The sequence below is a fragment of the Streptomyces viridosporus genome (assembly GCF_002078235.1).
Classification (GTDB): domain Bacteria; phylum Actinomycetota; class Actinomycetes; order Streptomycetales; family Streptomycetaceae; genus Streptomyces; species Streptomyces viridosporus.
Genome location: NZ_MSGP01000020.1, coordinates 1 through 19,157 on the forward strand (window position 1 = coordinate 1; position 19,157 = coordinate 19,157).

Consider the following 19,157-nt stretch of genomic DNA (forward strand, 5'->3'; position numbering starts at 1 on the left):
ACCCGGCCCCGCATCGAGGCGACGAACGCCGCCAGGGCGCCCTGCGCCATCGCGACCGTCGCGGTGGTGATGCCCGCGGTGAACATCGGGTGGAACGGCATCCGGTACAGCGGCGAGTCGCCCCGCCCGACCCGGTGGGCCAGGCCGCCGTCCTCCATCGGAACCGGGTCGAGGATCCGGTGCCCCGGGACGAACTTGTCCTCGATGAGGATGTCCTTGCTGCCGGTGCCGCGCAGCCCGACCACGTCCCACGAGTCCTGGACGATCTCGTAGTCCGCCCGCGGCAGGACGAAGTGGCGCAGTCCGCCCGGGACCGGCCTGCCCTCCTCGTCCACGATCAGGCCGCCCAGGATGATCCACCGGCAGTGGTCCGTGCCCGAGGAGAACGGCCAGCGACCGGAGAACCGGTACCCGCCCTCGACGGGGGTCGCGCGCCCCAGCGGGGCGTACGGCGAGGCGATCCAGGTGTCCGGGTCCTCGCCCCAGATCTCCTTCTGCACCGCGATGTCCATCTGCGCCACCTCGAACGCGTGGACCCCGACCACGCCGGCCACCCAGCCCGCCGAGGAGGACTGGACCCCGATGTCCCGCAGGGTGCGGAAGAAGTCGACCGGACTGGCCTCGTGGCCGCCGAACTCGGCCGGCTGCAGCATCCGGATGACGCCGCTGGAGCGCAGCACCTCGGCCGCCTCGTCGGTCAGCCGGCCCAGCTCGTCGCTGGGCGCGGCCTCGGCGGCGATCTCCTCGGCGCGGGCCAGGATCCGTTCGTGTACCTCGTGCATGGCGGAAGCCCTTTCTTCTTCAGTTGTGGAGCAGGAAGTCGGTGACGGTGCGGTTGAACTCGTCGGCGTGCTCGAGCTGGGCCCAGTGGCCGCAGCCGGCCAGCAGCACCATCCGGGAGCGGGGCACCAGGGAGACCAGCTTCAGCGAGCTCTCGTAGTGCACGACCCGGTCGTCGCGGCCGTGGAAGAACAGGGACGGTGCGGTGATGCCGGCGATCTGGGCGTGGGTGGCCATGTGCGGGCGCGGCCTGCCGATGCCGGCGGCGAAGTTGGCGAGGTGGTCCGGGCGTTCCACCGCGGCCTTGTGGCGGAGCCGGACCAGTTCCTCCGAGGCGTGCGCCGGGTCGAAGGTCATCACCTCGACCAGGTCGCGGAAGTTCTCCTCGGTGGGCTCGCGGTAGGTCCGCTGCAGCACCTTCACGCCCTCGCTCGGCCCGCCGCCGGGCACGAAGAGGTGGGCGCCGCCGACCCCGGCGCCCATGGTGATCAGGTGGCTGACCCGCTCCTGGTGGGTCGCGGCGAACATGATCGAGGTGGCGCCGCCCATCGAGTTGCCGATGAACGCCGCCTGCTCGATCCCCAGCGCGTCGAGGAACTCCAGCGCGGTCGCGGCGTGGTCGCGGTCGTCGTAGCCGACCGGGTCGGACTTGCCCCAGCCGGGCATGTCGACGGCCAGGCAGCGGAACCGCTCGCCGAGCTCGCGGATGTTCGCCGCGAAGTTGCTCCAGCCGGTCGCGCCGGGGCCGGAGCCGTGCAGCAGCACGAGCGGATGCCCCTCCCCGTACTCGTGGTAGTGGACGCGCCCGCTCGGCAGTTCCACGAAGCGGCTGGTCGCTTCCTCGGTGAAGGTGTCGGTCATGATCGGGATCCTCCTGGTCTCGGGTACGGCGCGCCGCGGAACGCGGCCGGTGAAGGACGGGGCCGGGTCAGTCGCGTGCGGGTGGGCCGGCGAGGAGTGTCTGCAGGTCCCGGGGGTCGTCGGCGTCCGGGACGGCGTGGAGCGCCTCGAACCAGGACCGGGCGGCCGGGCCGTGCCCCACGCACTGGTGGAACTTCGCCGCCAGTTCGGCGCGGGAGAGCGGCCGGTGCGAGTCGCCGCGGGAGTGGTGGACGTCGCGGACCAGGACCCGGCCGCCGTCGGTGTGCAGCCGGACGACGGTGTGGCCGGGCTCCTCGGCCGGCGGCCGTTCCGCGAGCTCGATCCGGGCCATCAGCTCGGCCACGCCCGGACGTCGCAGGGCCTCGTCGGTGAAGTCGGCGAGCCGCACGTCCCCGGTCAGCAGGGCGACGGCGAGGGTGTACTCCAGGGAGAACTTGGCCTCGAGCCCGTTGCCCGGCCCGGTGTCCCGCAGCGGCCGGGTGCCGCCGTGTTCGAGGGTCACCTCCACTCGCGCGATCCGGCCGGGATCGGCGCCCAGCTCCTCGCGCAGGGAGATCCCCGCGTCGATCGCGCGCTGGGTGGCGAAGCAGGAGGGGTAGGCCTTGAGCGCGTAGTCGTCGGTCCAGCCGGTCACCCAGTGCTCCAGGCGCTCGCCCAGGAGCGCCGTGCGTCTCGGGTCGTGGTCGCCGAAGAGGTCCAGGAAGCCGCCGCGCGCCTCCAGCTGGGCGGGATGGGCGGTGAAGCCCCGCGTGGCGAGCCCGACGGCCATCACGGCGTCCCGGGAGGCGAGGCCGGCGTGCATCGGCTTGGTCATCGTGCCGAAGTTGGCCAGGCTCCCGGCCGCCTGGGAGGCGGCGATGCCCAGGGCGTGTGCGGTCGCGCCGGTGTCCAGGCCGAGCAGCCGGCAGGCGGCGGCGGTGGCGGCCAGCCGTCCCGTGGTGGAGGTGTTGTGCCAGCCCCGGCCGTAGTGGACGGCGTGCGGGAGCACCTCCGAGACCGCGCGGAAGACGGCGGAGCCGACGCTGTAGGCGGCGACGAGATCGGCACCGGTCACCGGACGGCGGGCGGCGAGCGCGAAGAGCGTCGGCAGCAGGACCGCCGCGGGGTGCATCGCCATGGAGGGAGCGGCGTCGTCCCAGTCCAGGGCGTGCGCGGCGGTGCCGTTGACCAGGGCCGCGTCGGCCGGTCCGAGCCTGCCCGCGGTGCCCCAGACGGCCGCCGTCCCGTCCGGCGCGAGCGCGCCGGACGGTGACTGGTCCTCGACCCAGTCGCGCACCAGCACGGCCGCGGGGGTGGTGAGCCCGGCGACGGCGACGCCGACGGTGTCGACCACCAGGCCGCGCAGGGCCGCCCGGGGGGCGGGCTCGGCCCGGTGGTCCCGGTGGCAGACGAAGCCGACCAACTGCGCGGTGGCACCGGCCCGCTGCGGCGTGGGAGGGGCGACGCTCACAGCTGTCCTCTCTACGGTGGGTCCGCGGGGCTCCTCGGCGACCCGCGGTGACCAGTGTCGGAGCAGTGCGGGCCGAGCGGTCCCCGGCTCGCATCCAGCGGAAAGCGAGTTGGTGGCCGGGCACGACGGACACGTGCGGCGGTCGGCCGGAGAGGCGGGTGCTGCGGGTCCTGCCGGCCCCGGTGTCCGGTTGCCGGGGTGACCGGGTGGCCGAACGGCCGGGTGGTCCGGTCCGTCCGGCCGGGCGGCTGATCCGGCCGGGCACGGGCGACCGGCGCACCGGGCGGCGGTTCCCCGGGCCGATCGGCCGGCGGACACTCGGCGCCCCGTCGGCCGAGGGCGGCAGGCCGGGCTCCCGGGCCCGCGTGGCCACCCTCCACGCCCTCCCTCCCCCGCTGCCGGACGGCCGACCGCGCCCCGGAGGGGACACCGGCCTCGGGACACACGAGTCCTCGGCGGCCACGCGGGTCCGGGGAACCGCCCCGAGGAGGCCGGTGCTCACCGCGGTCGGCCGGGAGCCGTCGCACCCGCGGCAGGGTGATGCGCCGGACGCCTCGCCTCCGGCCGGCGGCCCGGGGCCGGGATCGAGACCGGGACCGGGCGGCCGGGACCGGGCGGCCGGATGCGCAGGGAGGAAGTGGCCGCGACGCCGGGGCCGCGCGGTGCACGGCGCGGCGATCGTGGCCGGGCGGCTCGTCGGGGAACCGGTGCCCGGAGAGTTTCGGCCGGCCCCTGTGCCGGTGGCCGTGTCGGCGGGACGACGAGGCCGATCACCCGAGGGCCGGCGGCCCGTCCCACGGGTCCGGCCGCACCGGCACCGTGCGGCGGCCCCGAGGGCGCCGCCCGGGCGGCGCGGCCGGCGTCCCGGTGCGGTCCGCCGGTTCAGGCGTGCGTGCGGCTGAGCGGGGTGTCGTCCGCGCCGCTGCGCAGACCGGCGGAGATGTCCCGGGCCGTCGTACGGGCCAGGCGCCCCAGCGACACCGGCGGATGCTGGCCCCGGCGGCCGCCGATCATCACACAGGTGCTCACCGACTGGTCCTCGGCGAAGACGGGGGCGGCCGCCCAGACCAGCGGGGAGGTGTGCTGCGCGCCGGTGGGAGAGTGCGCGAAGCCGAGCTGCCGCACCTGGGCCAGCTTCTGCCGCCAGGCGAACTGCTCCTCGTCGCGCAGCGGGCGCGACACCGGCCGGCGGTCCGGGTCCCCGCCCCAGGCCAGGAGCACCAGACCGGCGGGGTGCTCGTCCAGCACCGGCGCCCCGAGCTGCTCCCAGACCCGGACGGTGTTCCGTCCGGCGATCTTGTCGATGATGTGCAGCCGGTCGCCCTCACGGGTCGCCAGGGCGACCGGCAGCCGGGTGCTCGCGTGCAGGTCGACCAGGGCCGGGCGGGCGCAGTCGCGCAGCAGCCGGATGTCCGGGACGCCGTGGCCGAGCCGCCACAGGCGCGGGCCGAGCCGGTAGCGGCCACGGCCGGTCCGCTCGATCGCGCCGTGCTCGGAGAGCGTGGCGAGCATCCGGTGCACGGTGGCCGGCGGCAGATCGGTCACCGCGCAGATGTCGGCGACCGAGCGTTCGGGCACGCCTCCGGTGAAACAGCCGAGGATGTCGAAGGCCCGCGCCAGCACTCCGCGCTTGCCGTTGATCTCGCTCATCTCGGCTTCCTCCCGTCACCCGACGTTCCCGAGAGGGAACAGTTTCAGCCATGTGAAAGATGTATGTACACGGAACGTACGTGACGTCTTCCGTTACGTCGAGGTTTCCGAGTCAGCCGAGATGAAATTCCGATTGGTGAGGGATCGGGCCACTCACGGGCCCTGCTTTGTCACTGTCGTCGTGCCCGTCACGGACACATCCTCCGCACGAGCCGAGCTCTCGGGCACGACAGAAGGACTGGACCCTCATGGCTTCCACTCGATTTCGCGCTCTCGCCACGACCGCCGTCGCGGCGCTGGCCCTGTGTACCGCCTGTTCCTCCGACGACTCCGGCTCGAAGTCGTCGGGTGACGGGCCGCTCAAGCTGGCCGTCTTCGCCTCGCTCAACGGTGTCCCGGCCTTCGCCGCGGACGACGAGGGCGTCTTCGACAAGCACGGCCTCGACGTCGAGATCAGTACGGCGAAGACGTCCACCGAGATGGTCCCGCAGCTGCTCGGCGGCAAGGTGAACCTCGCCCTGCTCGACACCGCCACCTCGCTCGTCGCCGCGGGCCAGGGGGTCGACCTGGTCTACGTCGCCGCGGCCACCGACGGAGGCATCCCCGAGGGCCAGGAGGACTTCAGCTTCGCCAACGTGTGGGTCAAGAAGAACTCCCCGATCAAGTCGCTGGCCGACCTGACCGGCAAGACCGTCGGCGTGCCTCAGATCAAGAGCGCACCCTGGGTCGACCTGCGCGGATCGGTCGACGAGGCCGGCGGCGACAGCTCCACCATCAAATTCGTCGAGTCCCCGGACCCGCTGGCCGCCCTGAAGTCCGGCCAGGTCGACGCGACCACCACGCCCGAGCCGGTGGGCACCGTGGAGCGCGCCAAGGGCGAGCTGCACCCGCTCGGCCCGGTGAACTCCGGCGGCGGCGGATCGGCGTACGTCTGGGTCACCACCCGGGCCTTCGCCGACGCGAACAAGGACAAGGTGAAGGCGTTCGCGGAGGCGGTGCGCGAGGGCAACAAGACCGTCAACGGCGACCGCGACCTGCTGGTGAAGACCGCCGCCGAGGTCCTCGAGGCGGACGCGGCGCTGCTGGAGAAGGCGGCCTTCCCGGTCTACGCGGAGAAGCCGCTGACCAAGGAGGACATCGAGTTCTCGGTCCAGTACATGGACAAGTACGACATGTTCGAGAAGGCCGCCCCGGACGCGGGGAAGCTGATCCTGCCGTGACCCGCACCCCGCTCCGGACGGCGCCACCCGGTGTCCGGCGCCTGGTCAACAGGCTCCTGGCGCTCCTGGTCGCGTTCGTCGTCTGGCACCTGTTCGCCCGCGGACCCGGATCCTCCAGCGGCTTTCCCACGCCGTTGGAGAGCATGGAGTCCGCGGTCGACCTGGCCGGCACCTCCGTCTACTGGTCGAACATCGCCACCTCGGTCGAGACCGCCCTGCTGGGCCTGGGCCTGGCCGTCCTGATCGGTCTGCCCATCGGCCTGCTGATCGGGGCCGACGAACGCGCCCGGCGCAGTACCCAGCTGATCCTGGACTTCGGCCGGACGGTGCCCGCGATCGCGCTGCTGCCGCTGTTCCTGCTGATGTTCGGCGCGACCCGCAGCCTCGGCCTGGTCCTCATCGTGGTGTCCGCGGTCTGGCCGGTCATCATCCAGGCCTCGTACGCCGTCGGCGAGATCTCGCCGCAGCTGCGCCGGGTGGGGCAGGCCTACCACCTCACCCGGTGGCACCGGCTGCGCTACCTGATCGCTCCGTCCATGCTGCCCTTCGTCTTCGTCGGCCTGCGGATCGCCGCGACGATCTCGCTGCTGATGGCGATCAGCTCGGAGTTCCTCGGCGGCTCCGACGGACTGGGCTACCTGCTGCTGCAGGCGATGCAGATCAACGACACCCACCGGGCGTTCGTCTACTCGTTCACGGCGGCCCTCCTCGGCCTGGTGCTCAACCTGGTCTTCGTGCTGCTCCAGCGCCGCGTGCTGTGGTGGCACCCCTCGGTCCGCAAGGGAGGTGCGTCATGAGCAGGACGCTGCGCGTCGTCACCGCCGTCGCACGGGAACTGTGGCTCCCGGTGCTCCTGGTCGCCGCCTGGTGGTGGCTCAGTGCCGGCAGCACGTCGCTCTACTGGCCCCCACTCGCCGAGATCACCGACCGCTTCGTCGACCTGTGGTTCTTCGAGCACCTCGTCGAGGACGCGCTGCCCAGCGTGATCCGGCTGGTCTCCGGGTTCGGCATCGGGTTCGCCGTCGCCGTGGTGCTCGGTCTGGTCCTCGGATCCGTGCCGGCCCTGGAGGACGCCACCCGGCCGCTGGTGGAGTTCATGCGCGCGCTGCCCAGCGTGGCGCTGCTGCCGATCATGATGCTGCTGCTCGGCACCGACGACGACATGAAGGTGATCACCATCGCCTTCGTCTCCACCTGGCCGATCCTGCTCAACACGGTCGAGGGCGTCCGTTCCGTCGACCCGGTGCTGCGCCAGGTCGCGGCCGGCTACCGGCTCGGTGCCTGGCACCGGATCCGCTACCTCGTCGTTCCCGCCGCCATGCCGCAGATCTTCGCCGGTGCCCGGGTGGCGCTGTCGATGTCGGTGGTGGCGATGGTGCTCACCGAGATGGTCGGCAGTCCGGGCGGGCTGGGCTACTTCGTCCTCGACTCGCAGCGCACGTTCGACATCGTCGCGATGTGGACCGGCCTGATCGTCCTGGGCCTCATCGGCTACGCGGCGAACAAGACGTTCGGCCTCGTCGAGGCCCGGGTGCTGGCCTGGCACCGCGGCCACACCAAGCAGAAGGAGGACCAGCGATGAAGACGCAGACCACCCTGAGCAAGGGCGAGCCGGACGGCGGCGCCTCCGGCCCGATCATGCGGGTCCGCGGGCTGGGGCACAGCTACGGCGAGCGCGAGGTCCTCAAGGGCCTGGACTTCGAGGTCGGCCGCGGCGAGCTGATGTGCGTCGTGGGCCCCTCGGGCGTCGGCAAGACCACGCTCCTGGAGTGCCTGACCGGGCTGCGCCGCCCCAGCGAGGGCGAGGTGCTGTTCGACGGCGAGCGGATCGAGGCTCCCCCGCGCGGGCTGGCCATCGTCTTCCAGGACTACAGCCGGTCGCTGATGCCGTGGCTCAGCGTGCTCGACAACGTGGTGCTGCCGCTGCGCTCGGCGGGCGTGGCCAGGGACGAGCGGGAGCGGACCGCCCGGGAGGCGCTGGCCGAGGTCGGTCTGTCGGACTTCACCGGCCACTACCCCTGGCAGCTCTCCGGCGGCATGCAGCAGCGGGTCGCGATCGCGCGGGCGCTGGCCTACCGGCCGGCCGTCGTGGTGATGGACGAGCCGTTCGCGTCGGTGGACGCCCAGACCCGGGCGGACCTGGAGGACCTGCTGCTGCGGGTGCGCGAGCACCTCGGCATCACGGTGCTGCTGGTCACCCACGACATCGACGAGGCCGTCTACCTCTCCGACCGGGTGCTCGCCCTCGGCGGGAAGCCGGCCGGTATCCGCAGTCTGCTCACCGTCGACCTGCCCGCCCCGCGCGAGCAGGTCGCCACCAAGTCGCTGCCGCGGTTCGCCGAACTGCGCAGCCAGGTCTACAGGTTGATCCGCGATGTCTGAGACGACCACGGGCGCGGCCCTGACCGCGATAGACCCGCACACGTTCCGCGAGGCGCTGGGGCACTACCCGACCGGGGTGGCCCTGATCACCGCGACCCTCGACAGCGGCGAGCACATCGGGATGGTGGTGGGCACCTTCACCTCCGTCTCGCTCGACCCGCCCCTCGTCGGGTTCATGCCCGACCGCGCCTCGCGCACCTTCGCCCGGCTGCGGGAGGCGAGCACCTTCTGCGTCAACGTGCTCGCCGCCGACCAGGCCGACCTCGTCACGGGCTGGCGCGGCCCGGAGTCGTTCGCCGGCGTGGAGTGGCAGCCGTCGCCGTCCGGTGCGCCGATCCTGCGCGACTCGGTCGCCTGGGTCGACTGCTCCTACCACCGACTGGTCGACGCCGGCGACCACTACATCGTGCTCGGCGAGGTCCGTTCGCTCCAGGTGCAGCGTCCGACCTCTCCGCTGCTCTTCTTCCAGGGCGGCTTCGGCGGCTTCGCACCGTCGTCGTTCCTGGTGCCGGGCGAGCACGACCTGATCCGGGCCGCCCGGCTCAGCGAGGCGGCGATGGAGCCGCTGGCCGCGCTGGCCGCCGAGGAATCGGCCGACGTCTCGCTGCTCGCGTCGATCGGTGACCACGACGTGGTGATCGGCACCGAGCGGGGCTCGGCGACACCCACCTACTTCGAGATCGGCCTGCGGCTGCCGCACCTGCCGCCCGTCGGCGCGGTCCACCTCGACCCCGCCGACGAGACGGGCCTCGCCCGCTGGCTCGACCGGCTGCCGCGCAAGGACGAGGCGGCGCGCGAGCGCTGCCGGGAGCTCGCGGAGCGGGTCGCCGTCCAGGGCTACTCGCTCTGCCTGGTCGGCCACGCCCCGGACCAGGACACCTGGCAGGACGTCACCCGCTACATCCACGGCGACCCGACCCCGCGTCGCCGGCGCCAGGTGCTCAGCATGCACCTGGACCGCCTCGACTACTACGAACCCGACCTCGACCCGGACGGCACCTACGACGTCCGCTCGATCACCGTGGCGGTGCCGATGGCCGGCACCCCGCGGCTGGCGGTCCGGATGTCCTTCCCGCCGGCCGGGGCCGACGGGCGGACCGTCGCCCGGTGGAGTGCGCAGGTGCGGGACCGGGCGGCCGAGGTCGCCGACCTGATCCAGATCCGGTTCGGACAGGACCGCGTGCTCGGCTGAACCCGCCCCGCCCCGCGCCGCACGACCGCACGACCGCGAAGGAGAGACATGACCGCCCGCGTCACCGCCCTCGGTTATCTGCAGTTCACCGCCACCGACCTCGACCACTGGCAGGACTTCGGCCAGCGGGTGCTCGGGCTGATGGCCGACCGCCGCGGCGACGACCGCCTGCTGTTCCGCATCGACGAGAAGGCCTACCGGCTGGAGGTGCGTCCCGGCGAGACCGGCGGCGTCCGCGCGGTCGGCTGGGAGACCAGGGGCCCCGCCGAGCTCGCCGAGCTGGAGGAGCGCCTGGTCGCCGCCGGGTACGAGGTCACCCGCCCGGGCGAGGCGGTCGCCCGGGAGCGGATGGTCTCGGACCTGATCCGCTTCCGCGACCCCGACGACTGCTACGACCACGAGATCTTCTGGGGGCTGAGCACCTCCTCGGCGCGGTTCGCCTCCCCGATCGGCGCGGAGTTCGTCGCCGGGACCGAGGGCGTGGGCCACGTCCTGCAGGTGGTCTCGGACCGTGCCCGCTACGAGTCGCTCTTCCTCGACGTCCTGGGCTTCCGGCTCTCCGACCACATCGACCTCGCCCCTAACCTCGCAGCAACGTTTCTGCACTGCAACCGCCGCCACCACTCCTTCGCCTTCACCCCGAAGGTGGAGGGCCGCCCGCTGGGCGTGGGCCACTTCATGCTCGAGGTCACCGACCTCGACGTGATCGGCCGGGCCATGGAGCACATCGAGGACGAACCGCACCGGTTGCTGAAGACGTTCGGCCGGCACAGCAACGACCGGATGGTCAGCTTCTACCTGCTGACCCCGTCCGACGTGGGGCTCGAGTTCGGCACCGGCGGCATCAAGATCGACGACGCGACCTGGACGCCCACGCGGTACGACACCGCGCACTTCTGGGGCCACCACTCCGTCGACCACCACTGACCCGTCTGCCACACCAGAGAGGAAGGCGCCATGAACCCCGTGCTTGACCGCGTGCTGGAGCACGCCGAGCTGCTGGAGGGCGACGGACCCGTGTCCGAGGAACTCGGCCGGGTCAGCGACGAGGTCGCTGCCGTGCTGCGCGAGTCCGGGGTGATCCGGATGCTCCAGCCCCGCGACTTCGGCGGCTTCGAGTCCCACCCGACCGACTTCCTGCGCACCGTCTACGAGATCGGCCGGCGCAACGGCGCGGCCGGCTGGGTCGCCGGCGTGGTGGGCGTGCACCCGCACGAGCTCGCCCAGGGCGACCCGCGGATGCAGCGCGAGCTCTGGGGCGAGGACCCCGACACCTGGGTCGCCTCGCCGTACGCCCCGATGGGCCGGGCGCGACCGGTGGAGGGCGGCTACGTCTTCAACGGACGCTGGCCGTTCTCCTCGGGCACCGACCACTGCCGGTGGGTGATGATCGGCGGCCTGATCACCGACCAGGAGGGCAACGTCACCGACCGGGAGACGATCCACTTCGTCCTCCCGCGCGGCGACTACGAGATCCTGCACGACTCCTGGGACGTCATCGGGCTGCGCGGCACCGGCAGCAAGGACATCGTGGTCAAGGACGCCTTCGTGCCCGGGCACCGGCTGATCCGGACCGACCCGGTCACCGACGGCAGCGCCGGACCGATCGCCGGCCGGGACGCGCCGCTGTACTCGATGCCGCGCAACGTGATCTTCTCCGGAGCGATCACCACGGCGACGATCGCCCTGGCCCAGGGCACCCTGGACGCGTACGTCCGGTGGACCCGGGAGCGCAGCAGCCGGTTCGGCTCCGCCAGCCGCGACCCGTTCCAGCTCTCCGCCCTGGCTCCGGCCGCCGCCGACATCGACGCCAGTATCCGCCACGTCCTGCACGACGTGGACCGGGCCTTCGACATCGTCTCCTCCGGCCGGCTGCTGACCCTCTCCGAGCGTGCCGGGATCCGTCGCAACCAGGTCTCCGCCTCGCACCGCGCGGCCGCGGCCGCCGACGAGGTCTTCAAGGTCAGCGGCGGCTCGCAGCTGCACGCCAAGAACCCCATGCAGCGGATGTGGCGCGACTGCCAGAGTGCCCTGCACCACGTGCAGAACTACGCGGGTCCGCTGTACCAGGCCTACGGCATGGACTTCTTCGGCGGCGAGATGCCGGCGGCGGTGAAGGTCTGATGCCCGCCGCCACCCATCCGCCGACCCGGGAGTCCACCTCCCGTTTCGTCACCGTCGACGGCACCCGCCTGCACTACCACGAGGCCGGCACCGGACCGGAGGTGCTGCTGTGCATCCACGGCGGGGCACCCGGGGCCTCGGGGTGGGGCAACTTCGGCACCAACCTCGCCGAACTGTCCCGGCACGCCCGGGTCCTGGTCGTCGACCTGCCGGGCTACGGCCGGTCCGACACCATCGACCTGACCGGCGGCAAGTACCGGCCCTACGCGGACGTGTTCGCCGCGATGCTCACCGAACTGGGCATCGAGCGGGCGAGCGTGGTCGGTCTGGCCACCGGCGGCGCGGTCGCGATCGCGATGGCCCTGCACCACGCCGAGCGCGTGGACCGCCTGGTCCTGGTCTCCAGCGCCGGCGGGGTCCCGCTGTTCAGCACGATGCCGTCCGAGGGCCAGAAGGCCATCCGCTCCTACTACGCGGGCGAGGGCCCGTCGCGGGAGAAGATGCGCGCCTACCTGCGGATGATGATGTTCGACCCCGGACTGGTCACCGACGAACTCGTCGAGGAGCGGTACCTGGAGTCGGTCGCCGGCGGCGAGGAGCGCCGGGCCGCCGCCGAGTCGGCGGGCGTGCCGGCCGAGCCGCTGTGGCAGGAACTGGGCCGGATCGCGGCACCGACGCTGATCGTCTGGGGGACCGAGAACCGGGTGCAGGGCTTCGACAACGCCCTCTTCCTGCTCAAGCGGATCCCGGACGCCCAGCTGCACCTGTTCAAGCGGACCGGTCTGTGGGTGCCCCACGAGCGCGCCTCGGAGTTCACCCGGCTGGTGCTCGGGTTCCTCGCCGAACGCCCCGCCGCCCCGGCCCCCGTCTGAGGCCGCCCGGGCCCGCCCGGGGCGCCCCGCCAGAAATACAAGGAGAGACGATGTCGTACACGAGCGTGTGGTCCGACCTGGCGCAGGTCGAGTTCCGGCAGGGATACCTGGAGACGGGGCCGTACCGGACCCGGTTCCTGCAGTCGGGCAGCCCGGACAAGCCGCTGCTGCTGATGCTGCACGGGATCACCGGGCACGCCGAGGCGTACGTGCGGAACCTGGCCGCGCACGCGGAGCACTTCAACTGCTACGCCGTCGACTTCATCGGCCACGGCTACTCCACCAAGCCGGAGCACCCGCTGGAGATCCCGCACTACCTCGACCAGGTGCAGCGGCTGCTGGACGCGCTGGGGTACGACAGCGCGTACTTCAGCGGGGAGTCGCTGGGCGGCTGGGTGACCGCGCGGTTCGCGCAGCTGCACCCCGAGCGCACCGAGCGGATCGTGCTCAACACGATGGGCGGCACGATGGCCAACCCGCAGGTGATGGAGCGGCTGCTGACGCTGTCCACGCAGGCCGCCGAGGACCCCTCCTGGGAGCGGGTCAAGGCCCGCCTGGAGTGGCTGATGGCCGACCCGTCGATGGTCACCGACGACCTGATCAGGACCCGGCAGGCGATCTTCGAGCAGCCGGACTGGAAGATGGCCTGCCGGATGAACATGGCGCTGCAGGACCTGGAGACCCGGCGGCGCAACATGCTCACCGACGACGACCTGCGCGCCATCGAGGCGGAGGCGCTGGTCGTGTGGACCACCAAGGACCCCTCGGGTCCGGTGGACGAGGGACGCCGGATCGCCGGCCTGATCCCGCGCGGCCGTCTCGCGGTGATCGAGAACGCCGGCCACTGGCCCCAGTACGAGCAGACCGAGACCTTCAACCGGATCCAGCTCGACTTCCTGCTCGGCCGCTGACCTCCGCTCCCCCGGCCGGGCCGCCACCGCGGCGGCCCGGCGGCGATCCCCCTGCCCCGGCGCCCGGGAGCCGGGCCACCACGTGGCGTCCCCGGCGGACGCACGCGCCAAGCCTCATCCCGAGGAGACAAGGAGTGACGACATGGGACTTCGTTCGGGTGCCGCGTTCATGGAGAGCCTGCGGGACGGGCGCAGCCTGTACATCGACGGTGAGCGGGTCGACGACGTCACCGCCCACCCCGCCTTCCGGGGCGTGCTCACGACGCTCGCCGGACTCTACGACGCCCAGCTGGACCCGGAGTTCGCCGACGTGCTGACGGTGTGGGACGCCACGAGCGGGGAGGCCTACAGCACCACCCTGCTCGAGGCGCACGACCACGGGGACGTGCTGGCCCGGCAGCGCTGCGACCGGCTCCGGACCGAGCTCACCTACGGCATGATGGGCCGGCTCCCGGACTTCATGAACGCCTACCTGCTCGACGTCAAGAGCAGCCTCGAGCACGTCGGCAAGCACGAGGAGGCGGCCCGGATGGACGCCTGTCTCGCCCGGCTGCGGCGGGAGGACCTCGCGGTCACCCACACCCTGGTGGACCCGCAGAGCGACCGCTCCACGCAGGACGCCCCGCCCGAGGCGGTGCGCATCGTGGAGCGCCGCGCGGACGGCGTCGTGATCCGCGGCGCGCGTCTGCTCTCCACCCTCGCCCCGGTGGCCAACGAGGTCTTCGTCGGCCCGTACGCACCGCGCCGGCCCGGCCAGGAGGACTACGCCCTGGTCTGCGTGCTCCCGCTCGACGCACCCGGCCTCAAGATCGTCTGCCGGCAGGCCTACGACCGCGGGGACGGCCTCTTCGACACCCCGCTGAGCGGCCGGTTCGACGAGGGTGACGCGATCCTCGTCTTCGACGACGTCTTCGTCCCCGAGGACCGGATCGTCGTCGCCGGCGACCTGGACGCCTACAACGACGTGGTGCGCAACGCGGTCGGCTACGGCCCGCTCCAGGGCGCGGCGCGCAGCACCTCCAAGCTGAAGTTCCTCGCCGGCCTGGCCACGGTGGCCGCCCGGACGACGGGCCGGGCGGCCTCTCCGCGTTACCAGGAGGAACTCGGCGAGATCATGGGGCTGTTGAACGTCGCCGAGGGTCTCCTCGACGGGGCCGCCCTCGACCTGAGCCGCCGGATCGGCAAGCGTCGCGACCCCGGATCGGTGCTGCGCGGTCACGGCCACCCGGGTGAGGAGTCGCGGGTCGGCATCGCGGCGTTGACGTTCTTCTTCCCGTACGCGATCGCCAAGGCGGTCGAGGTGCTCCGGACGGTCGCGGGCAGCGGCGCGATCGTGATGACCGAGGGCGAACTGCGGCACGAGGAGATCGGCCACCTCGTCGAGAAGTACGTCCACGGCCCGGAGATCAGTGCCGAGCGCCGTCTCCGGGTGATGCGGATGGTCTGGGACATGACCTGCAGCCCGTTCGCCGCCCGACAGGCGCTCTACGAGCGCTACTACACCGGCGACCCGGTCGTCGGCCGGGTGCTGTTCTTCAACGCCCCGAAGGCCCGCGAGGCGGAGGCCCTCGCCGAGCGCCTGCTGGGGGCCGGGACCGGCGTGACCCCGGGCTGACCCGGGCTCACCGGACGAACGGAGGACGGGGGGCGGGGAACGGGGGTCCCGCCGCTCCCGGCGGCTGCCCGCCCTGCTTCGACATGGCCCCGGACAGTGACGTTCTCATCGCTCGGGCAGGAGGAACGGACCGCTGCCGCGGCCGGGCCGCACCGTTGCCTCCGCAGCCGGGTCGTGCGCGGGTCATTCGCCGGTTGTCCTCTCGACCAGCGCGCCGTACGCCAGTTGCAGCGTGTCCGCCCCGGCCACGGCGGCGAGCGCGCCCATGGCGGTGCGGGTCGCGCGCGGCCAGAGCAACTGGCCGGCGGTCAGGGTCGAGGCGACCCAGACGCTCATGCAGAAAGGACAGGTCGCCAGCTCGCCGACGGTCCGCTTGCCGTCCTCGGGCTGCGCCTCCTCGTGCAGTTCGGCCGGGCCCTGCGGGCCGACGTACCGCGTGAAGGGGGCCCGCAGCGGACTGGTCACCGATGCCTTGCTCAGCAGCCGGCTGAGCCGGAACGTGGCGACCGAGGTCAGGACCACGTCCCACGGCTCGGGCCGGTCGGGCAGGGGGCGACCGCGCAGCCGTACCGCCGTGGCCCAGGCCGCCGTGTACGCCGCGAAGCCCGCCATGGCCACGAGGTAACCGCCCAACGGCCGGTCGTTCCCCGCCGAGTAGCTTCGTCCGGTGCGCCGGAGAAGCCGGTGCAGACGTCCCGCGAAGCGGCTGTCAGCTGCTGTGTCCATGAGTGGTACCCCCTCCTGTTCCGGCCCCTCGCCGCTCCGCTTCCCGGTCGTTCGGCACTCGCTCGTCCCGGTCGGCCCGGCACGGGCGTAGCTCGACGTGGCCGTCGAAGGTCCTGGTGTCGAAGGCGGGCGCGGTGCGGTGGCCGGACCGCGGACGTTCCAGCCGTCCACGTGCCGGAAGGCCCTGCCGTGCCGCGGGCACCGGACGCGTCCGTCGGTGACCGTGCCCGCGGAGAGCGGTCCGGCGAGGAGCCCGCTCCAGCCGGTCCGGCAGCGACGGGACACGGCCCTGCCGCGTCCGTGGGCGGCGGCGTGGCGTAGCGCTCATGATCGGCCGGGTCCCCGCCTGCGCGGACGGCAAACGGAGCAGGGGCCGCCTGCGGTGGACCGCGGTCAGTCACCCGGCCGGACCACCGCGCGCACGCAGCCGTCCGGCAGAAACCACCGCCTGGAAGCCGGTCAGACCGTGTGCGCACTGTCCCCGGGCCCCCGGGTCGGACGGTTCTCCCACTGGCGAACCGACACGCGGCCTTCGGCACAGCCTCTCCGGAGCTCGTTTTGCCCCACGGCCCGGGGGGACCCGGTACGTCCGCAGCGGCGCCCCGAGGGAGGCAGCCATGAGCAGTTCCGGAGAAGCACCGCGCGAGCCCACGTCGCCTCTGGAGCGGGAGACGGACGAGCGGGACGTCCATCCGGAGGAGGAAGGACGCCCCGAGCCCGACACGTCCGGCGAGACCACCGACAAGACCCTGGAGGAACGAGCGGAGTCCGAGGAGAGCCCCGGCTGACACCCGCGGAGAAAGCAGCGAGCGCCCGGACGATGGGCCGGCCCCGTCCGTCGACGGGCCCGTCCGAGTGGCCGACCCGGCACGACCGCGACGGAAGCCCTCGCCACGGGCGTGCGGTCCGCCTCCGCCGGTGAGCCCCCGGACTCGGTGCAACGCAGGAACGAACCGGACTTCACCGGACGGTTCCGACCCTCGCTCGTGAGGCACGGAGGGCGCCGTGTCGTCGGTCGAGAAGCTGCTCGACGCCCGCCCCCCGGTGACCCCGCGGGGCGGGCCATCGCGTCCCTGGCGCAGAGGCTCAGTCGGCTGTTGCGGCCAGTACTTCCTCGGCCTGGCGGACCCGCCACTCCTCGATCCTTTCCTGCTGCTGCCGGGCTCGTTCGAGCAGGGTGTCGAGCCGGGCAGGGTCCAGGCGCCCGTCGGTCGCGCCGAGTCGACGCAGGGTCCGCCAGCCGGCCGCCTTTCCCTCGACCCCCAGCCGCAGGGCTTCCAGATCCAGCACGACGCCGAGCGGGGAGCCTTGTACCAGGTGGCCGTTGGGCTTCAGCCGCCCCAGCTTCTCACCCGCCCAGCCCGCGCACACCTTGTAACGGCGAACGGGAACACCGAGATCCCGCATGATGTCCAGCAGCGCTGTCCGGTCCCGGGCGATCTCGGCCGCCACGGGCTCGATCGCGCGGCCGAGCGCAGAACCGCGGGCGGTGCGCACCAGGCGGGCGGCGCGTGCGGTGCCGGCGGTGGCGCCGGCGAGGTGGTCGTTGAGATAGATGCCGAGCAGCTTCGTGCCGGCACGTCGTCCGGTGGGGCGGCGCTGGATCGTGCCGGAAGGCGGAAGGGCGTTCATCTGAAGCCTCCTTCGGTTGCCGGGGGGTTCCCCGCATGCGAGCGACGGATCAACACGGAGCCGGGCGTGGACGGGCTTCAATCCGGGTCACGGGGCAGGTAGTAGGTCTGTCTGAGGAACGCGGCCATGTCCTGCAGGGCCTGCCTGTATCCGGCTTTGTAGTGTGCGTCGACATCGGTCCGGCGGCCCTCGGCCTCCGCCCAGGAGTCGAGGTGCAGAGCGATGCGCAGGTGGTTGCGGTACAAGGCGCCGTGCCTTCCGCCGAGGGCGGCTCGCGCACGATGCTCGTCCCAGTCCTCCAGGTCACCGGTGTCGAAGGCGAGCAGTTCATCGTCGGTCTGCGGCACCGTTTCCCTCCTCGGGTCGGTCTCCGCCGTCACGGGTACCGCGGCGGCTGACCGGAATGTTCGAGTCGGCCAAGCCTGTGACCCTCTCGCGGCGGCGGGCCATCGCCTGCACCTGCGGAAGAGACGGTGCTGTGGCCCGCCGTACGAGCCTCGGTCCCGGGCGGCGGGGAACTGACGGTCCGGGTCGAGGAAGACCCTCCTCTTCACCGGTCGCAGGACGCGCTTTCCCCGGTCGCAGGACGCGCTGGAGACCGCTCCGGCCGCAGCCCTCGGCGGACCGCACCCACTCCTCCCCACCCTGACGACCCCCGACAGCCGCCCGCAGACACCCTCCTGGGTGTGCCACTGAGCGTCTACGACCCCGTGCGTGACGTCCTGCGCATCGGAAGATCCCTTCCGCCACGAAGAAGGTGATCACCGGCCCGGTCGGGATGCTCGCCGCTGCCCCCGCGATCGTCTCGGCGCGGTGAAAGCAGTGGAAGCGGCATTGAGCGCCCCGACCCGCTCACGCCGTGAGCAGTAGTCACCCGTCCCAGCACGCTGGACGGACTATGTCGAACGCCGGACCCGTCGATGGTGAGGTCGGCGGAGGTGACCACCGGGACGACGCCGCGGGCCGGATCCTCGGGATCGCCACCGAGGAGAGTGACGACTTCGGCGGCGGGCCGGGTCCGGATGCGTTCCAGGACGCTGCAGCCGCCCTCGCCCCGGCTCCCCGATCGGCCGATCCGGCGGGACGAGTTTCAGCCGCGCCGTGCGTGCGGTGCCGTCGTGCCCGCTCGGGCTTTGCCGGACTCGGCTGCACGGGTGGCTGCGCTGGCAGCCAGGGCCAGCAGAGCGGCTATCACCCCGGTGATGACGTTGTTGACGATGGTCTTCGTGGTACTGACGTTACCTGCCACCACCCACGGTGCGATGATCGTCCAAAGACCCAGGGCACACGCGCCCCACGCCATACTGTGGGTGCGTTCGTACGCTCGGCCGAACCCGCCGCTCATCAGCAGTGCGTAAGCGAGACCGACGAGAAGGTTGTTGACGGCGAGCGTCGACAGGCCGTTGAAGCCCGTGATCCACGGGGAAGCCGCCAGGTAGATACCGGTGAGGAAGGCCAGTGTCCCCACGGCCTGCCCCTGCGGCGTGCTGGTCGCACGCTCGGCCATCTCATGGCGCTCACGCATGTCGATGATGTCCGGGTGCATCTCCATGGATGACCGGGAAGCGGAAGTGGACATGACTTGCCTCTTGTCTCTTTGCCTGCAGGTAGCGAGTTGTTCACTCCTCGCCGTCGGCCCATGGACTCCACGGGCCTCACCCGGGCCGAGTGACTGCTTATGGGGTATTTACACACGATTTCGAGGACTATCTGCACGAAAC

At 72.4% G+C, this 19,157-nt stretch carries 19 protein-coding genes; 11 read left to right on the plus strand and 8 right to left on the minus strand.

All coding sequences use genetic code 11. The annotated features are described in order from the left end of the window. The 4 genes from B7L92_RS01545 to B7L92_RS01560 all read right to left on the minus strand — a co-directional run. Window positions 1-782, minus strand: a 782-nt coding sequence (locus tag B7L92_RS01545; RefSeq protein ID WP_081235696.1) for an acyl-CoA dehydrogenase family protein, incomplete at its 3' end; no start/stop codon positions are given. Window positions 783-801: 19 nt separating this feature from the next. Further along, window positions 802-1,641, minus strand: a complete 840-nt coding sequence (locus tag B7L92_RS01550) for an alpha/beta fold hydrolase (protein WP_004982364.1) — start codon at window positions 1,639-1,641, stop codon at window positions 802-804. Window positions 1,642-1,708: 67 nt separating this feature from the next. After that, entirely contained in the window at window positions 1,709-3,112 is a 1,404-nt protein-coding gene (locus B7L92_RS01555) for an MmgE/PrpD family protein (protein WP_081235697.1), read from the minus strand. Between the two features lie 882 nt (window positions 3,113-3,994). Next, the gene (locus tag B7L92_RS01560) at window positions 3,995-4,762 is read right to left on the minus strand and encodes an IclR family transcriptional regulator (RefSeq protein ID WP_081235698.1); all 768 of its coding nucleotides are present in this window, start codon (window positions 4,760-4,762) and stop codon (window positions 3,995-3,997) included. A 248-nt stretch (window positions 4,763-5,010) separates the two neighbouring features. On the opposite strand from B7L92_RS01560, the gene B7L92_RS01565 reads away from it, so the two are divergent. The 10 genes from B7L92_RS01565 (at window position 5,011) to B7L92_RS01610 (ending at window position 15,078) form a co-directional block, all read left to right on the plus strand. After that, window positions 5,011-5,982 (plus strand): ABC transporter substrate-binding protein, encoded by a 972-nt coding sequence (locus B7L92_RS01565; protein ID WP_081235699.1) that lies wholly within the window; start codon window positions 5,011-5,013, stop codon window positions 5,980-5,982. Beyond that, window positions 5,979-6,779 carry an ABC transporter permease gene (locus tag B7L92_RS01570; RefSeq protein WP_081235700.1) on the plus strand — a complete coding sequence of 267 codons (801 nt, stop codon included), beginning with the start codon at window positions 5,979-5,981 and terminating at the stop codon, window positions 6,777-6,779. Before B7L92_RS01565 ends, B7L92_RS01570 begins: the two co-directional genes overlap by 4 nt. Next, window positions 6,776-7,564, plus strand: a complete 789-nt coding sequence (locus B7L92_RS01575) for an ABC transporter permease (RefSeq protein WP_081235701.1) — start codon at window positions 6,776-6,778, stop codon at window positions 7,562-7,564. Before B7L92_RS01570 ends, B7L92_RS01575 begins: the two co-directional genes overlap by 4 nt. Then, a complete protein-coding gene (locus tag B7L92_RS01580) occupies window positions 7,561-8,364 on the plus strand; it encodes an ABC transporter ATP-binding protein (protein WP_081235702.1) in 804 nt (267 codons plus the stop codon). The genes B7L92_RS01575 and B7L92_RS01580 overlap by 4 nt, the downstream gene beginning before the upstream one ends. Beyond that, window positions 8,357-9,556 (plus strand): flavin reductase family protein, encoded by a 1,200-nt coding sequence (locus B7L92_RS01585; RefSeq protein ID WP_081235703.1) that lies wholly within the window; start codon window positions 8,357-8,359, stop codon window positions 9,554-9,556. The genes B7L92_RS01580 and B7L92_RS01585 overlap by 8 nt, the downstream gene beginning before the upstream one ends. 48 nt (window positions 9,557-9,604) lie before the next feature. Continuing rightward, window positions 9,605-10,483, plus strand: coding sequence for a VOC family protein (locus tag B7L92_RS01590; protein ID WP_081235704.1), 879 nt, complete (start codon window positions 9,605-9,607; stop codon window positions 10,481-10,483). Window positions 10,484-10,513: 30 nt separating this feature from the next. Continuing rightward, window positions 10,514-11,680, plus strand: coding sequence for an acyl-CoA dehydrogenase family protein (locus B7L92_RS01595; protein ID WP_081235705.1), 1,167 nt, complete (start codon window positions 10,514-10,516; stop codon window positions 11,678-11,680). Next, window positions 11,680-12,552, plus strand: coding sequence for an alpha/beta fold hydrolase (locus B7L92_RS01600; RefSeq protein ID WP_081235706.1), 873 nt, complete (start codon window positions 11,680-11,682; stop codon window positions 12,550-12,552). Before B7L92_RS01595 ends, B7L92_RS01600 begins: the two co-directional genes overlap by 1 nt. A 50-nt stretch (window positions 12,553-12,602) precedes the next feature. Next, entirely contained in the window at window positions 12,603-13,463 is an 861-nt protein-coding gene (locus B7L92_RS01605) for an alpha/beta fold hydrolase (protein ID WP_081235707.1), read from the plus strand. A 142-nt stretch (window positions 13,464-13,605) separates the two neighbouring features. Continuing rightward, a complete protein-coding gene (locus B7L92_RS01610; RefSeq protein WP_081235708.1) occupies window positions 13,606-15,078 on the plus strand; it encodes a 4-hydroxyphenylacetate 3-hydroxylase N-terminal domain-containing protein in 1,473 nt (490 codons plus the stop codon). Window positions 15,079-15,261: 183 nt separating this feature from the next. Here the strand turns inward: B7L92_RS01610 and B7L92_RS01615 are convergent, their stop codons facing one another. Further along, complete coding sequence (locus B7L92_RS01615; RefSeq protein ID WP_081235709.1) at window positions 15,262-15,804, minus strand: DUF1360 domain-containing protein; 543 nt, start codon at window positions 15,802-15,804, stop codon at window positions 15,262-15,264. A 617-nt stretch (window positions 15,805-16,421) separates the two neighbouring features. On the opposite strand from B7L92_RS01615, the gene B7L92_RS40925 reads away from it, so the two are divergent. Next, window positions 16,422-16,592, plus strand: a complete 171-nt coding sequence (locus B7L92_RS40925) for a hypothetical protein (RefSeq protein WP_170102165.1) — start codon at window positions 16,422-16,424, stop codon at window positions 16,590-16,592. A 298-nt stretch (window positions 16,593-16,890) separates the two neighbouring features. Here B7L92_RS40925 and B7L92_RS01620 read toward each other — a convergent pair whose 3' ends face one another. The 3 genes from B7L92_RS01620 to B7L92_RS01630 all read right to left on the minus strand — a co-directional run bounded on the left by B7L92_RS01620 (window position 16,891) and on the right by B7L92_RS01630 (window position 18,988). Beyond that, entirely contained in the window at window positions 16,891-17,436 is a 546-nt protein-coding gene (locus B7L92_RS01620; RefSeq protein ID WP_081235710.1) for a hypothetical protein, read from the minus strand. A gap of 77 nt (window positions 17,437-17,513) precedes the next feature. After that, window positions 17,514-17,783: a hypothetical protein gene (locus B7L92_RS01625; RefSeq protein ID WP_255310709.1), complete on the minus strand. Its 270-nt coding sequence runs from the start codon at window positions 17,781-17,783 to the stop codon at window positions 17,514-17,516. Between the two features lie 743 nt (window positions 17,784-18,526). Next, complete coding sequence (locus B7L92_RS01630) at window positions 18,527-18,988, minus strand: SPW repeat protein (protein ID WP_081235712.1); 462 nt, start codon at window positions 18,986-18,988, stop codon at window positions 18,527-18,529. Window positions 18,989-19,157 lie beyond the last annotated feature (169 nt).

Excerpts from the sequence above, each read along its gene's own strand:
- B7L92_RS01550 (WP_004982364.1), bottom strand. The coding sequence starts at position 1,641 with ATGACCGACACCTTCACCGAGGAAGCGACCAGCCGCTTCGTGGAACTG.
- B7L92_RS01560 (WP_081235698.1), bottom strand. The coding sequence starts at position 4,762 with ATGAGCGAGATCAACGGCAAGCGCGGAGTGCTGGCGCGGGCCTTCGAC.
- B7L92_RS01565 (WP_081235699.1), top strand. The coding sequence starts at position 5,011 with ATGGCTTCCACTCGATTTCGCGCTCTCGCCACGACCGCCGTCGCGGCG.
- B7L92_RS01575 (WP_081235701.1), top strand. The coding sequence starts at position 6,776 with ATGAGCAGGACGCTGCGCGTCGTCACCGCCGTCGCACGGGAACTGTGG.
- B7L92_RS01580 (WP_081235702.1), top strand. The coding sequence starts at position 7,561 with ATGAAGACGCAGACCACCCTGAGCAAGGGCGAGCCGGACGGCGGCGCC.
- B7L92_RS01585 (WP_081235703.1), top strand. The coding sequence starts at position 8,357 with ATGTCTGAGACGACCACGGGCGCGGCCCTGACCGCGATAGACCCGCAC.
- B7L92_RS01590 (WP_081235704.1), top strand. The coding sequence starts at position 9,605 with ATGACCGCCCGCGTCACCGCCCTCGGTTATCTGCAGTTCACCGCCACC.
- B7L92_RS01595 (WP_081235705.1), top strand. The coding sequence starts at position 10,514 with ATGAACCCCGTGCTTGACCGCGTGCTGGAGCACGCCGAGCTGCTGGAG.
- B7L92_RS01600 (WP_081235706.1), top strand. The coding sequence starts at position 11,680 with ATGCCCGCCGCCACCCATCCGCCGACCCGGGAGTCCACCTCCCGTTTC.
- B7L92_RS01605 (WP_081235707.1), top strand. The coding sequence starts at position 12,603 with ATGTCGTACACGAGCGTGTGGTCCGACCTGGCGCAGGTCGAGTTCCGG.
- B7L92_RS01610 (WP_081235708.1), top strand. The coding sequence starts at position 13,606 with ATGGGACTTCGTTCGGGTGCCGCGTTCATGGAGAGCCTGCGGGACGGG.
- B7L92_RS01615 (WP_081235709.1), bottom strand. The coding sequence starts at position 15,804 with ATGGACACAGCAGCTGACAGCCGCTTCGCGGGACGTCTGCACCGGCTT.
- B7L92_RS40925 (WP_170102165.1), top strand. The coding sequence starts at position 16,422 with ATGAGCAGTTCCGGAGAAGCACCGCGCGAGCCCACGTCGCCTCTGGAG.
- B7L92_RS01620 (WP_081235710.1), bottom strand. The coding sequence starts at position 17,436 with ATGAACGCCCTTCCGCCTTCCGGCACGATCCAGCGCCGCCCCACCGGA.
- B7L92_RS01630 (WP_081235712.1), bottom strand. The coding sequence starts at position 18,988 with ATGGAGATGCACCCGGACATCATCGACATGCGTGAGCGCCATGAGATG.